Raw genomic sequence first — 13,639 nt, 5'->3', positions numbered from 1 at the left:
ACCCGTGTTTACCGTGGCGTTGGACATTCCGGGATCTCTCGTCACGGAGGTGTGCGCCATGCAGGACGCCGCGTCGCGGCTGAAGGCCCTGTTCGAGCAGGTGCTGGGGGCCCCGCTCCCGGTCCGGCTGCGGGCATGGGACGGTTCGGAGGCCGGCCCCCCGGAGGCCCCCGCACTGGTGGTACGGAACCGCAGGGCCCTGCGCCGGCTGCTGTGGAAGCCGGGCGAACTGGGTCTGGCCCGCGCCTGGGTCGCCGGTGACCTCGGCGTCGACGGCGACCTGTACGCCGTACTGGACCTGATCGCCGGACACGTGTGGGAGCGGGACGAGGACGCCCGGAGCCTCACCGACGCCCTGCGCGACCCGGAGGTCCGGGCGGCCGTCAAGGGCCTGCTGAAGCTGGCCGGCCCGGCCGTCCTCCTCCCGCCCGAACCGCCGCGCGAGGAGGTCCGCGCCCGCCACCGGCACACCAGGCACACCGACAGACGGGCCGTCAGCCACCACTACGACGTGGGCAACGACTTCTACGAGATCGTCCTCGGCCCGTCGATGGTGTACTCCTGCGCCTACTGGCCGGCCGCCGACGGCACCGCCACCCTCGAAGCCGCCCAGTACGACAAGCTCGACCTCATCTGCCGCAAACTCGGCCTGACCCCGGGCGCGCGGCTCCTCGACGTCGGCTGCGGCTGGGGCTCCATGGCCGTGCACGCCGCCCGCGAGTACGGCGTGCGCGTCGTCGGCGTCACGCTCTCCCAGGAGCAGGCCGCGTACGCCCGTAAACGCGTCGCCGACGAGGGCCTCACCGACCGCGTCGAGATCCGCGTCCAGGACTACCGCGACGTCACCGACGGCCCCTACGACGCGATCTCGTCCGTCGGCATGGCCGAACACGTCGGCGTGGACAAGTACCTGGCGTACGCCGAGGACCTGTACCGGCTCCTGGCCCCCGGCGGACGGCTGCTCAACCACCAGATCTCCCGGCGGCCGCAGCGCGACGAGAGCACCTACTCCGTCGACGGCTTCATCGACGCGTACGTCTTCCCGGACGGCGAACTCGCCCCGATCGGCACCACCGTCACCCAGCTCGAACGCGCCGGGTTCGAGGTCCGCGACGTGGAGTCCCTGCGCGAGCACTACGCCCTCACCCTGCGCGCCTGGGTCACCCACCTCGAAGCCGGCTGGGCCCACGCGGTCGCCCTCGTCGGCCCCGGCCGCGCCCGCGTCTGGCGCCTCTACATGGCCGCCTCGGCCCTCGGCTTCGAACGCAACCACCTCGGCGTCAACCAGGTACTGGCCGTACGGCCCCCGGAAGAGGGTGCATCGGGGCTCCCGCTCAGGGCCCGGACCTGGGGAACCTGACCGCCCGTACGGGGTGTGAGCGGCCCTGTACGGGCGCGTGGACCGGGGCCGCACGCGGGCGTGAGGGGCTCTCGTGCGGCACCGTGCACACGGACGTGGGCGGGCCCCCGTTCCCTTGCGGAACGGGGGCCCGCCCGTCTGCTGTCACGCCTCCCGCGCGGCTACTCCGACTTGATCGCCGCCAGCATGTTCAGCTTCGCCGCGCGGCGGGCCGGCCACAGCGCGGCCAGGATGCCGACCGTGGCGGCCAGCAGGAGGAAGACGGCCATCCGGGCCCAGGGAATGACCAGTTCGTACGTGGGCATCCTGCTGGCGATCAGTTCGCCGGCGGCCCAGCCGAAGAAGACGCCGAGGCCGATGCCGAGGACACCGCCGAAGAGGGAGATGACGAGGGACTCCAGACGGACCATCCGCTTGATGCCCCGCCGGTCCAGTCCGATCGCGCGGAGCATGCCGATCTCCTGCGAGCGCTCGAAGACCGACATGGCGAGGGTGTTGATGACCCCGAGGACGGCGACGATCACGGCCATGGCCAGCAGGCCGTAGAGCATGTTCAGCATCAGCGTGAACATCTTCGCGATGTCGTCGGAGAGGTCCTGCCCGCTCTGCACCTTGATCGCCGGGTTCTCGCCGAGCGTCTTCTCCAGCCGGTCCTTGGTGGCGTCGGAGGCGCCGGCCGAGGTCTTGACCATGACCATCATGTCGGCCGGGTCGGCGGCGGCCGGCAGCCGCTCGGTGAGCGTCGCGTTGTCCAGGAGGATGCCCCGGATCAGCTCGTTGCTCTCGTAGACCCCGGCGACCGTCAGCTTCTCCTTCTCACCGCCCCGGAACCCGGCCGTGAACTCCGAACCGGCCTTCCAGCCGCGCCGCTCGGCGGTGTCCGCGTCCACGACGACGTCCGAGCCGCTCACCTTGAACGTCCCGTTGTCGACGGGGAGGTCGGTCAGCTTTCCGATCGCCGAGCCGTTGACCCCGGTGAGGTACTCGGTCTCGCCCCCGATGCGGGACTCGGCGTTGCGCAGCGGCGAGACGGCGGTGACGCCCTCGGTGGTGGAGAGCTTCTTCTCCACGTCGGGGGAGAGGAAGTTGCCGTTGGCCATCGAGACGACGTAGTCCGCCTTGATCGCGTCGGCGGCCATCCTGGCGATGGACTGCTGCAGGCTGCCCGCCATCACCGTCATACCGGTGATCAGCGTCAGGCCGATCATCAGCGCCGAGGCGGTCGCGGCGGTGCGGCGCGGGTTGCGGACGGAGTTCTGCCGGGCGAGCTTGCCGGAGATCCCGAAGACGCGCATGAGCGGGGCGGCGCCCGCGATCAGGGGGCGGGAGAGGAGGGGGGTGAGGACGAAGACGCCGATGATCAGCAGCACGGCGCCGATACCCATCGGGGCCTGGCCGTCCGAGCCGTCCATCGTGGTGGCGTACAGGACGGTGGCGACGCCCGTGCCGGCGAACAGCCCGCCGATCGTGTTCCGTACGACGAGCGACTTGGTCGTCGCCTTCGCGTGGACGCTGCTCATCGCGGCGACCGGCGGGATCCTCGCCGCGCGGCGGCCCGGCAGCCAGGCGGCCACCATGGTGATGAGTACGCCGACGAGCAGGGCGGTGGCGACCGTGCCGGGGGAGACCACCAGCGGGCCGTCGGGGACCGTCTCACCGAGGGTGCTGATCAGGGCCCGCATCCCGGCGCCGATGCCGACACCGGCGGCGAGACCGGTGACCGCGGCGACCGCACCCACGACGAACGCCTCGATCAGCACGGACCGGGTCACCTGGCGGCGGGAGGCACCGACCGCGCGCAGCAGGGCCAGTTCCTTGGTGCGCTGGGCGACCAGCATCGTGAAGGTGTTGGTGATGATGAACGTGCCCACGAACAGGGCGATCCCGGCGAAGACCAGCAGCGCGTTCTTCAGGCCGCTCATCTCCGCGGCGATCTGCGTGGCCTGGTCGTCGGCGAGCTCCTGGCCGGTGGTGGTGTAGGCGGTGTCCTCGGGGAGGAGCTTGTCGATGGCCGTCTGGAGCTGGGCCTGGCTGGTCCCGGCCGCCGCGGTCACGTCGATCTCGTCGTACTCGCCCTCCCTGTGGAAGAGCTTCTGCGCGGTCGGCGTGTCGAAGAGGGCGAGGCTGCCGCCCGCCGCGACGTTGCCGTCGTCCGTCGTGAAGATCCCGCTGATGGTGGGTGTGAGGACCGGCCCGTCGACGGAGAGACGGATGGTGTCGCCCACCTCGTACCCGGCGCGCTCGGCGGTCTGCGAGTCGATGGCGATCTCGTTCGCGCCCTTGGGCGCCCGGCCGCCGTCCTGGATCGGGTACCGCGGGTCGTCCGTGCCCCAGAGGTTCCCGCCCTGCGACTGGAAGCCGCCGCCGATGAGCTTGCCGTCCTTGTCGGCGAGGGCGGTGAACCCGCTCACCACACCGATCGCCGACTCGGCGCCGGGCGCCCGCTCGACCTTCTTGAGCAGTTCCGGCGTCAGCTTCGGCTGCTCCGCGACGCTGTCGCCCTCGTCCGGGCGGTACCCCGCCCCGATCGCGACGTCCACGTGGTCGAAGCCCTTGGCCGAGCTCTTCTGGAGCGCGTCCGAGACGGTGTTCGTGAAGACCAGCGTGCCCGACACGAAGGCGACGCCGAGCATCACCGCGAGCACGGTCATGAGAAGCCTGGCCTTGTGCGAGAGCACGTTGCGCAGGGCGGTACGGAACATGTGTGGGGTCCCTGTCAGGGGTCGGAGGGGTGGCGGTGGTGGGTGGTCGAGCGCTGTCTGCCGGGCGAACTCCGCAGCGAACTCCGCGAACTCCCCTAACTCGTACGGCCCTTGGTGTCGAACCTCTTCATGCGGTCCAGGACGGAGTCGGCCGTGGGCTCGTGGATCTCGTCCACGATGCGTCCGTCGGCGAGGAAGACGACCCGGTCCGCGTACGCCGCGGCCACCGGGTCGTGCGTCACCATCACCACGGTCTGCCCCAACTCCCGTACGGAGTTGCGCAGGAAGCCCAGCACCTCGGCGCCCGAACGCGAGTCGAGGTTTCCGGTCGGCTCGTCCCCGAAGATGATGTCCGGCCGCGAGGCGAGCGCCCGCGCCACGGCCACGCGCTGCTGCTGGCCGCCGGAGAGCTGGGCGGGCCGGTGGCTCAGCCGGTCGGCCAGGCCCACCATCCGGATCACGGTGTCCAGCCACTGCTTGTCCGGCCTGCGGCCCGCGATGTCCATCGGGAGGGTGATGTTCTCCAGCGCCGTCAGCGTCGGCAGCAGGTTGAACGCCTGGAAGATGAAGCCGATCTTGTCCCGGCGGAGCTTGGTGAGCTGCTTGTCCTTCAGGGAGCCCAACTCGGTCTCGCCGATGCGGACGGAGCCGGCCGAGAAGGTGTCCAGGCCCGCGACGCAGTGCATCAGCGTGGACTTCCCGGACCCCGAGGGGCCCATGATCGCGGTGAACTGGGCCTGCCGGAAGTCGACGGAGACCTGGTCCAGCGCGACCACCCGGGTCTCGCCCTGTCCGTAGACCTTCGAGAGTTCCGTGGCGCGGGCGGCCACGGTGGTGGCCCGGTCGGCGAGGGGAGTGGTGGTCACGGGTGGGAACTCCTGTCGGGACGACGGCGTTTGGGGTGTTCGAGGAACGGCCGGAGGCGCGCCCGGACGTGGCGAGGGGCATGCCGGAGGTCGTTCGTTTCGTGGATGCCTCCATCGTCGCGACCGAGGGGCGCCGTGTAGTCAGCCGCTGTTCTGGTTCCGGGGGCAGACTTCTGACGGACGGACGGGCGTCGCGTCATACCTGGGTATGACGGGGGGCGAGCCGCGAGGGCTCTGCGGGACGCCATGACCGACACGAGTCACCGCGTCACCACGTGCGTACTCGGTGCGGCCGCTCGTTCGGGCGGTGAAATTCCGTCATTCCGCATACGCCCGGGCGAGGCGTCCGAAAGGCTATTGGCAAGTGCGGATGGCGTGTTCCGTGGGCTGATGCACCCTCAGACGTCAATAAAATAAGACAACATCGGTCCGCTCGTCGACTGTTCGGGGGAAGCGTCCCGATAGGCTCTAAAGCTCAGCGCGGAGCCCATGGCCTGCCCGGATGGTGGAATGCAGACACGGCGAGCTTAAACCTCGCTGCCCCTCGCGGGCGTACCGGTTCAAGTCCGGTTCCGGGCACCTCCGATCAACCCTGAACATTTCCCCCCACCCCCCTACAGACCGCCCAGTGCGACATGCGCCCCGCACTCCCCGAGCGCACGCTGTCTCCATGACCCCCCGGCACTCCTTCGGGACCCCCGGGAGGCCCACTGAGGCAGCCCCGCGGGCCGCAGTGGGCCTCTTCGTCCACCACGCCGTCCGGCCGGCCCCCGTCGCCATGGAGAAGACTCCTGACTCACGGCGGCGCGGCCTCGCTCGGGATCGTGATCGGCGCGGCGATCGGTCTCGCCGTCGGAGAAGACTCGAAGGGCGGTGGCGCCGCCCGGCCGACGGCGACGGTCACCGCGACGCCGACGGGCGCGACGGTGCCCGAGGCGGCTTCCACGCCGAGTGGCACCCGTGCCGGGGCCGCGAAGAAACCCACGGCCGACGAGTTCCCCGGCGACGGCACCTTCATCGTCGGGCAGGACATCGAGCCCGGCCGGTATCGGAGCGACGGTCCGCAGGGCGGAGACGCCACCTCCTGACCCCTGGGAGCGGGATCGGCTGACGGGGTGAGGGTGGTGGTTGATCTCCGGGGGATCGCGGGCTTGTACCGGGTTGGTCATGGGTTGAGGGGTGTGGGGCGGGGGAATCACGGAGACGCGTAGCGTGTTCGATGACAAGGCAGGGAAAGATCCTCCCCAAGCAGTAGAGTCAATCCTTTGCCTACCTATTACTCTTGAGCCAAGGCCACGATGGGTGGCCATGGAGGAGTGAAATGAGGAGCAGCAACCCGGTCTTCTCGCGACGGGGGTTCAGCCGCGACAACGGCCACGCGGGCTTCAACACCGCGCCGCAGGCCGGGGGAGCAGCTGTCGGCACCCAGGGCAACCCCTACGCCCAGCAGGGTGGCAACCCGTACGCGACGAACCCGTACGCCCAACAGGACGTGCAGCAGGGCGTCCCGCCGCAGGCCCCGGCCCGCACGGGCGCCATGACCATGGACGACGTCGTCATGCGCTCGGCCATGACGCTCGGCACGGTCGTCGTCGGCGCGGTCCTCGCCTGGGCCCTTCTGCCGGTGTCGCCCACGAGCTACGGCCTGGCCATCGGCGCCGCGCTCATCGCGTTCGTCCTGGCGATGGTGCAGTCCTTCAAGCGCAAGGCCTCGCCCGCGCTGATCCTGACGTACGCGGCCTTCGAGGGTGTCTTCCTCGGCGTGCTCAGCGAGATGTTCAACACGCAGTGGAGCGGCGCGCCCTTCCAGGCGGTGCTCGGCACCATGGCCGTCTCCGGCGCCACCCTCCTGGTCTACAAGGCCGGCTGGATCCGGGTCACCGCGCGGTACGCCCGCATCGGCATGACCATCGCGATCGCCTTCATCCTCGTGATGGCGGTCAACCTGCTCCTCGTCGTCTTCGGGCTCGCCCCCGACGGCGGACTGCGCAGCATGGGCCCGCTCGGCGCGGTCGTCGGCATCCTCGCGATCCTGCTCGGCGCGTTCTTCCTGACCCTCGACTTCAAGCAGATCCAGGACGGCATCGCCTACGGCGCCCCGCGCGAGGAGGCCTGGCTGGCCGCGTTCGGCCTGACCATGACCCTCGTGTGGATCTACGTCGAGATGCTCCGCCTGGTCGCCATCTTCAGCGGCGACGACTAGAAGCGGGGGCTTGACCGCCCAACCGTTGAAGGGCCCCCGAACCGCGAGGTTCGGGGGCCCTTCGTAGTTTCCGGCGGCTTCAGCGGAGCTTCCGCGCGGCCCTCCTCAGGTCGTACTCGTGAATGATCGCTTTGGCGTGGCCGTACGCGAGGTCGTACTCGTGCCGGAGCCAGCTGACCTTCTCCTCGAAGTTGAAGAGAGCGGGGCCTTCGTCGACTTTGCGGATCCAGTCGGAGACTTCACGACCGGTGCAATGGGGGATGCGGGCGAGCAGGTTGCGATGGGTCTCCTCAGAGAAGACTTGGGACATCGGCGCCTCCGGACGAAAGGGAATGTAAGCCGGTCCTTCAGGTCACGTTGCCTGAGTGGCGGCCTGTTGGCAACAGTCCGGTAGGGGCGCGTACGCTCGCGGCGTGCTTGATACGACGCCGTTGACCCGTGCCGTGGACCATTTCGCCGACCGGTTGCGGGCGGCTCCACAGAGCCGGCTGCAGCGGGGCGCCGCCGCGGAGGCGCTGGCCCTGGCCAGGGAGTTGGCACTGCGTGCCCAGCGGCTGGAGTCCCCGGAAGGGCCTCTGCACGAGATGCCGGACGTGGGGATGTTCGCGGCGGCTGATCAGGTTACGGTCGCCGGAAACGATCTCGCGCTGGTTCTGGGCGACGAGGGGGAGCTGGCGGAGGCTGTGGGGCTGGTGGAGGAGGCTCAGCGGAGGGCCGCGGTCTGAGATCGGGTGCCCATGAGCTCGGGGAGCGTGGTGATCGGGCGGCTGCGGGTGCGTGGCGGCTGATCGGGCGATTCCCCGCGCCCCCGAAGGGCGCGGCTGCCCTTCATCGGCAGTCGAGAACGGCCTGCGGCACATGGCCCTGCGGCACACGGCCTGCGGCTCACGGCCCTACAGTGACGCGATCACCCTGTCCGCCAGGATGTAGACCATGTCGTCGCCGCACTGGAACGTGAGGGTGTAGGCGCCGGAGATGCCCGAGCCGCCGAGGAGGACGGGGGTGTCGCCGGCGTGGAGGGCGCCGGCGAGGCGTTCGGCGGTTTCGCGGTGGCCGGGGGTCATGCACAGGGTGGTGCCGTCGGCGAAGACGTAGACGTCGAGGGTGCCGAGGGGGCCCGGGCGGACGTCGGTCAGCTCGGTGCGGGACGCGGCGAGGTCCTCCAGGCAGGCGACCGTGCGCTCGTGGTCGTTGGTGACAGGTGACTGCACCGGCACGAAATCGGGGTGCGAGGGGTGACGGCGGCGGGCCGCTGCCAGCTCCGCGGACTCCCCGGCGAACTCGTCGCCCTCCAGGCTCGGCTCGATCACCGGCTCCAGGTGCTCCAGACCCGCGAAATCGGACTGCCGGGGCAGGAACAGCTCACTGTCGGGCAGTCCCAGCAGGGACGGCGTGTCCGAGACGTCACGGGACTCCTGGGCGGCCCAGAACGCCCGCGCCTCGGCCAGCTCACGCTCCCGCTCCTCGGCGAGCGCCTCGGCGACGGCGGCGCGTATCTCCTCCGTGTCGGAGGCCGGACGGGCGGCCGGTACCAGGGCGCGCGGCCCGGCGGCCCGGCTCTCGGCCAGCTCGGTGCGCAAGGCGGCGACCTGTCGGCGCAGCCCCGAGAGGGTGCGCAGGACGGCGACGCCCACGGCGGCGGTGGCGGCCGTGGCGAGCAGCAAGGCGATCGGCATGGCGCTCACTGACGTACTCCCGGTTCAAAGTCGACCCCCGACTTCCTACATCAGCTTGAAGGGCGGACTAACCAGCTGTCAGTGCGTAACGTCACGAAACGGGCAGGAATCTGGTCCCGATGTTTGGTGGTGAAACGGCTCTGAGCTGCGTAAATCGCTCTCCGGCGGGAGATAGGTCACATCCTGGGGGAGATTGGATCACAAAACGGCCCGGAGCCCCGCAGAATCCGGGACTCCGGGCCACAGCATCACGGTGCGCGTCCGTACGGTCACGGCTCCGCGCGGGTGTGCTCGGTCAGCTGAGGCGCTCGATGACCATCGCCATGCCCTGGCCGCCGCCGACGCACATCGTCTCCAGGCCGAACTGCTTGTCGTGGAACTGGAGGGAATTGATGAGCGTGCCGGTGATGCGGGCGCCGGTCATGCCGAAGGGGTGGCCGACGGCGATGGCGCCGCCGTTCACGTTCAGCTTGTCCAGCGGGATGTCCAGGTCGCGGTATGAGGGGATCACCTGGGCGGCGAAGGCCTCGTTGATCTCGAACAGGTCGATGTCGTCGACGGTGAGGCCCGCGCGGGACAGGGCCTGCTTCGACGCCTCGACGGGGCCGTAGCCCATGATCTCGGGGGAGAGGCCGGAGACGCCCGTCGAGACGATCCGGGCGAGCGGGGTCAGACCCAGCTCGCGGGCCTTCGTGTCGGACATGATCACGAGGGCGGCGGCGCCGTCGTTCAGCGGGCAGCAGTTGCCGGCGGTGACCAGGCCGTCCTCGCGGAAGACCGGCTTCAGGCCCTGCACGGCCTCCAGGGTGACGCCCGCGCGCGGACCGTCGTCCTTGGCGACGACCGTGCCGTCGGGCAGCGTCACGGGGGTGATCTCGCGCTCCCAGAAGCCCTTCTTGATGGCTTCCTCGGCGAGGTTCTGCGAGCGGACACCGAACTCGTCCATGTCCTGCCGGGTCACGCCCCACTGGCGGGCCAGGTTCTCGGCGGTCTGCCCCATCGCGATGTAGGGGTCGGGGAGCAGGCCGTCCTCGCGCGGGTCGTGCCAGGAGGCGCCCACCGACTTGGAGACGGCCTCCGTGCGGGCCTCGGCGTCGGCGAAGAGGGGGTTGCGGGCGGTGGGGATGTCGCTCGTGCCGCGCGCGGTGCTGCTGACGACCTCCACACCGGCCGAGATGAAGACATCGCCCTCGCCGGCCTTGATGGCGTGCAGGGCCATGCGGGACGTCTGCAGCGAGGAGGAACAGTAACGGGTGACCGTGCAGCCCGGCAGGTGGTCCATGCCCAGCTGGACGGCGACGATACGGCCCAGGTTGTGGCCCTGCTCGCCGCCGGGGAGGCCGCAGCCGAGCATCAGGTCGTCGATGTCCCTCGGGTCCAGCTCGGGGACCTTCGCGAGGGCGGCCCCGACGATCGTGGCGGTCAGGTCGTCGGGGCGCAGGTCCTTCAGCGAGCCCTTGAAAGCGCGGCCGATGGGGGAGCGGGCGGCTGAGACGATCACGGCTTCGGGCATCACGGCTCCATTGGCATGCGACGGAAAGCAGGGCTGTGGGGGAAGTTACCCGTACGTATGGTCAGGGTCACGGTATGGCGGGTGTGACTCCGGCCGCACTTTTCTAAGCGCTTGCTTTTTGGTGGGAGCGCCTCATGACTCGGGGGTGCGGGTGGTGTGGCGGGTGCGGGGCCGGTGGGGGCTGGTCGCGCAGTTCCCCGCGCCCCTGAAAAGCAGGGGCTGCGCCCCATGCTTTTCGGCCCACCGGTCCGTCGTCTGCCAGGCCTCCCGGCCGTCGGCTTGCAGGCCCACCGGTCCGTCGTCTGCCAGGCCTCCCGGCCCGTCGCCTTCCAGGCCTCTGGCCGACGTTGCCAGACCTACCGGCCCGTCGTCTGCCAGGCCTCGCGGCCGTCGTCTGCCAGACCTACCGGTCCGTCGTCTTCCAGGCCCGTAGGGGCCTGGTCTTTCAGGGGCGCGGGGAACTGCGCGACCAGCCCCCACCGGGCCCGCGGTCGCCAACGCACAGGTACTCCCGAGTCACTAGGCGCCCGGCTGCGCCTCCGCGGCGGCGCTGGGGGCCGGGTCCGGCACCGGCACCCGACGCCGACGCCGCCTCTTCAGCAGAGCCCAAGGCCCACGCGGCCCCGTAGGCATCGCGGCCGTCACCTCGGTGCCGGCCTCGGACGCGGCCTCGGCGGCGGCGCGGGCCACCGGCAGGAACCCCTCGCGGCGGCTGACGTCCGGCCGCTCCTCCTCCGCCGGCCACAGGCCCAGCGCCGCGCACACCGTCGGCAGGACGGCCATCGCCGCTGTCGCGTACCCCTCCGCGGAGGGGTGGTAGTTGTCGGGGCCGAACAGCTCGCGGGGGTTCTGCTCGAACTCGGGGCCGAGGAGGTCGCCCAGCGACACGGTGCGGCCGCCCTGTTCGACGGTTCCGATCGTCTGGGCGGCCGCCAGTTGCCGTGAGGCCCGGCGGGCGAGCCAGCGCAACGGTTGTTGCACGGGCTCGATCGTGCCGAGGTCGGGACAGGTGCCCACCACCACCTCGGCCCCGGCGGTCCGCAGCCGCCGCACGGCCGCGGAGAGGTGACGGACCGAGCGGGTCGGAGGCATCCGGTGGGTCACGTCGTTCGCGCCGATCATGATCACGCAGACGTCGGGGACCTGGGCCGGGTCCTCCAGGACCAGGGCCACCTGCCGGTCGAGGTCGTCCGACTGGGCGCCCGGCAGCGCGACGTTGCGCAGCCGCACCGGGCGCTCGGCCACCGCCGCGAGCCCCGCGGCGATGAGGGCGCCCGGGGTCTGCCGGGACCGGGTGACACCCTGACCGGCGGCCGTGGAGTCGCCGAGCATGACGAGCCGGAGCGGGGGATCGTCGGGGGCGTCGTACGCGTTGCCGTACGAGCTGTACGGGCGGCCGTACCGGCTGCCGTACGCGCGTCCGTACAGGCCCTCGGCGCTCGGCGGATGCGGGCTGTGCCCGTTGCCCACGACCCGCTTGGCCATCCGTACCTCGGCCAGCAGCACACCCATGGCAGCCGCACCGACCAGCCCGATGCCACCACCGCCGTACGCCGCACCCGCCGCGATGCGCCGGGCCACCCTCGCCCTAGACATGCTCGACATCCGTCGCCGCCACCTCCTCGTACCCGTACACCCACTCATTGCCCCGTACCGGCCCTCGGCCAATCCCGACGGCAGGTGAACAGGGAGAGGAAGAGTGAGGGCGGGGCTTAGGCTGGCGGAACATCACGACATCCCTTTTTTTGCGGCTCCGGAGACAACGGTGCGATTCCACGACTCGATGATCAGCCTCGTCGGCAACACCCCGCTACTGAGGCTCAACAGCGTGACCGAGGGCATCCAGGCGACCGTCCTGGCCAAGGTCGAATACTTCAATCCCGGCGGCTCCGTGAAGGACCGCATCGCCCTGCGCATGATCGAGGCGGCGGAGAAGAGCGGCGAGCTGCTGCCCGGCGGCACGATCGTCGAGCCCACCAGCGGAAACACGGGCGTGGGGCTGGCCATCGTGGCCCAGCAGAAGGGGTACAAGTGCATCTTCGTGTGCCCCGACAAGGTGAGCACCGACAAGATCAACGTGCTTCGGGCCTACGGGGCCGAGGTCGTCGTCTGCCCGACGGCCGTCGACCCCGAGCACCCGGACTCGTACTACAACGTGTCCGACCGGCTGGTCCGCGAGACGCCCGGCGCCTGGAAGCCGGACCAGTACTCCAACCCCAACAACCCGCTCTCCCACTACCACTCGACCGGCCCTGAGCTGTGGGAGCAGACGGACGGGCGGATCACGCACTTCGTGGCCGGCGTGGGGACCGGCGGGACCATCTCCGGCACCGGCCGCTACCTGAAGGACGCCAGTGACGGTCGCGTCCAGGTCATCGGTGCCGACCCCGAGGGGTCCGTGTACTCCGGCGGCTCCGGGCGGCCGTACCTCGTCGAGGGCGTCGGCGAGGACTTCTGGCCGACCGCCTACGACCGGACCGTCGCCGACGAGATCGTCGCCGTGTCCGACAAGGACTCCTTCCAGATGACCCGTCGGCTGGCCAAGGAGGAGGGCCTGCTGGTCGGCGGCTCCTGCGGGATGGCCGTGGTCGCCGCGCTGAAGGTCGCCGAGCGGCTCGGCCCGGACGACGTGGTCGTCGTACTGCTGCCCGACAGCGGGCGCGGCTACCTCAGCAAGATCTTCAACGACGAGTGGATGGCCGACTACGGCTTCCTGGAGGACGAGGGGCCCAGCGCGCGCGTCGGCGACGTCCTCAGCCACAAGGTGCACGGCGCCATCCCCTCCCTCGTCCACATGCACCCGGACGAGACGGTCGGTCAGGCGATCGAGGTGCTCCGCGAGTACGGCGTCTCGCAGATGCCGATCGTGAAGCCGGGCGCCGGACACCCGGACGTCATGGCCGCCGAGGTCGTCGGCTCCGTCGTCGAACGGGAGCTGCTGGACGCCCTGTTCACCCAGCGCGCCTCGCTCGACGACCCGCTGGAGAAGCACATGTCGGCGCCGCTGCCGCAGGTCGGCTCCGGTGAGCCGGTCGGTGACCTGATGTCCGTGCTCGGCAGGGCGGACGCGGCGATCGTGCTCGTCGAGGGCAAGCCGACGGGTGTCGTCAGCCGGCAGGACCTGCTCGCGTTCCTCGCCAAGGGCGGTGCCGGGCAGTAAAGCGCCCGCTTCGGTGACAAAAGAGCCGCAAAGGGCCCTTCGCGTCGAAGATTTGCCCGGCTCGGGGGTTTGACTTCGCAGAAGTGGTACGAGCGCGTCACGTCCGCGCAGCACCCGCTTAACACGGGTCCGGCACATTAGTGGGTGTCGGCAGGGCGG

The 13,639-nt window shown here is 70.5% G+C and carries 11 protein-coding genes and 1 tRNA gene; 6 read left to right on the top strand and 6 right to left on the bottom strand.

Annotated features, from left to right (window positions below; all coding sequences use genetic code 11):
- Window positions 1-58 precede the first annotated feature (58 nt).
- Window positions 59-1,360, top strand: a complete 1,302-nt coding sequence (locus OG272_RS20070; RefSeq protein WP_405894286.1) for a class I SAM-dependent methyltransferase — start codon at window positions 59-61, stop codon at window positions 1,358-1,360.
- Between the two features lie 161 nt (window positions 1,361-1,521).
- Here OG272_RS20070 and OG272_RS20065 read toward each other — a convergent pair whose 3' ends face one another.
- Window positions 1,522-4,062 (bottom strand): FtsX-like permease family protein, encoded by a 2,541-nt coding sequence (locus tag OG272_RS20065; protein WP_326582285.1) that lies wholly within the window; start codon window positions 4,060-4,062, stop codon window positions 1,522-1,524.
- A 95-nt stretch (window positions 4,063-4,157) separates the two neighbouring features.
- The gene (locus OG272_RS20060; RefSeq protein ID WP_326582286.1) at window positions 4,158-4,928 is read right to left on the bottom strand and encodes an ABC transporter ATP-binding protein; all 771 of its coding nucleotides are present in this window, start codon (window positions 4,926-4,928) and stop codon (window positions 4,158-4,160) included.
- A gap of 496 nt (window positions 4,929-5,424) precedes the next feature.
- On the opposite strand from OG272_RS20060, the gene OG272_RS20055 reads away from it, so the two are divergent.
- The 3 genes from OG272_RS20055 to OG272_RS20045 all read left to right on the top strand — a co-directional run bounded on the left by OG272_RS20055 (window position 5,425) and on the right by OG272_RS20045 (window position 7,131).
- A tRNA-Leu gene (locus OG272_RS20055) sits at window positions 5,425-5,507 on the top strand.
- A 245-nt stretch (window positions 5,508-5,752) separates the two neighbouring features.
- Window positions 5,753-6,016: a hypothetical protein gene (locus OG272_RS20050; protein WP_405894283.1), complete on the top strand. Its 264-nt coding sequence runs from the start codon at window positions 5,753-5,755 to the stop codon at window positions 6,014-6,016.
- A 233-nt stretch (window positions 6,017-6,249) separates the two neighbouring features.
- Window positions 6,250-7,131, top strand: a complete 882-nt coding sequence (locus OG272_RS20045) for a Bax inhibitor-1/YccA family protein (RefSeq protein ID WP_326582288.1) — start codon at window positions 6,250-6,252, stop codon at window positions 7,129-7,131.
- A gap of 79 nt (window positions 7,132-7,210) precedes the next feature.
- Here the strand turns inward: OG272_RS20045 and OG272_RS20040 are convergent, their stop codons facing one another.
- Window positions 7,211-7,441: a DUF4287 domain-containing protein gene (locus OG272_RS20040; RefSeq protein ID WP_033524870.1), complete on the bottom strand. Its 231-nt coding sequence runs from the start codon at window positions 7,439-7,441 to the stop codon at window positions 7,211-7,213.
- Between the two features lie 103 nt (window positions 7,442-7,544).
- On the opposite strand from OG272_RS20040, the gene OG272_RS20035 reads away from it, so the two are divergent.
- Window positions 7,545-7,856 (top strand): hypothetical protein, encoded by a 312-nt coding sequence (locus tag OG272_RS20035; RefSeq protein WP_326582289.1) that lies wholly within the window; start codon window positions 7,545-7,547, stop codon window positions 7,854-7,856.
- Window positions 7,857-8,024: 168 nt separating this feature from the next.
- On the opposite strand, the gene OG272_RS20030 is transcribed toward OG272_RS20035, so the two are convergent.
- From OG272_RS20030 to OG272_RS20020, 3 genes are all read right to left on the bottom strand, one after another.
- Complete coding sequence (locus tag OG272_RS20030; RefSeq protein WP_405896042.1) at window positions 8,025-8,807, bottom strand: hypothetical protein; 783 nt, start codon at window positions 8,805-8,807, stop codon at window positions 8,025-8,027.
- Window positions 8,808-9,102: 295 nt separating this feature from the next.
- A complete protein-coding gene (locus OG272_RS20025) occupies window positions 9,103-10,320 on the bottom strand; it encodes an acetyl-CoA C-acetyltransferase (RefSeq protein ID WP_326582290.1) in 1,218 nt (405 codons plus the stop codon).
- Window positions 10,321-10,839: 519 nt separating this feature from the next.
- Window positions 10,840-11,925, bottom strand: a complete 1,086-nt coding sequence (locus OG272_RS20020) for an SGNH/GDSL hydrolase family protein (protein WP_327729377.1) — start codon at window positions 11,923-11,925, stop codon at window positions 10,840-10,842.
- Between the two features lie 160 nt (window positions 11,926-12,085).
- Between OG272_RS20020 and OG272_RS20015 the strand changes: the two genes are divergently transcribed.
- A complete protein-coding gene (locus tag OG272_RS20015; protein ID WP_326582292.1) occupies window positions 12,086-13,480 on the top strand; it encodes a cystathionine beta-synthase in 1,395 nt (464 codons plus the stop codon).
- Window positions 13,481-13,639 lie beyond the last annotated feature (159 nt).

It is taken from the genome of Streptomyces sp. NBC_00104 (assembly GCF_045160825.1).
GTDB lineage: Bacteria > Actinomycetota > Actinomycetes > Streptomycetales > Streptomycetaceae > Streptomyces.
The sequence above is the reverse complement of the archived record's forward strand: the minus strand, read 5'-3'. Positions and strand labels throughout refer to the sequence as shown.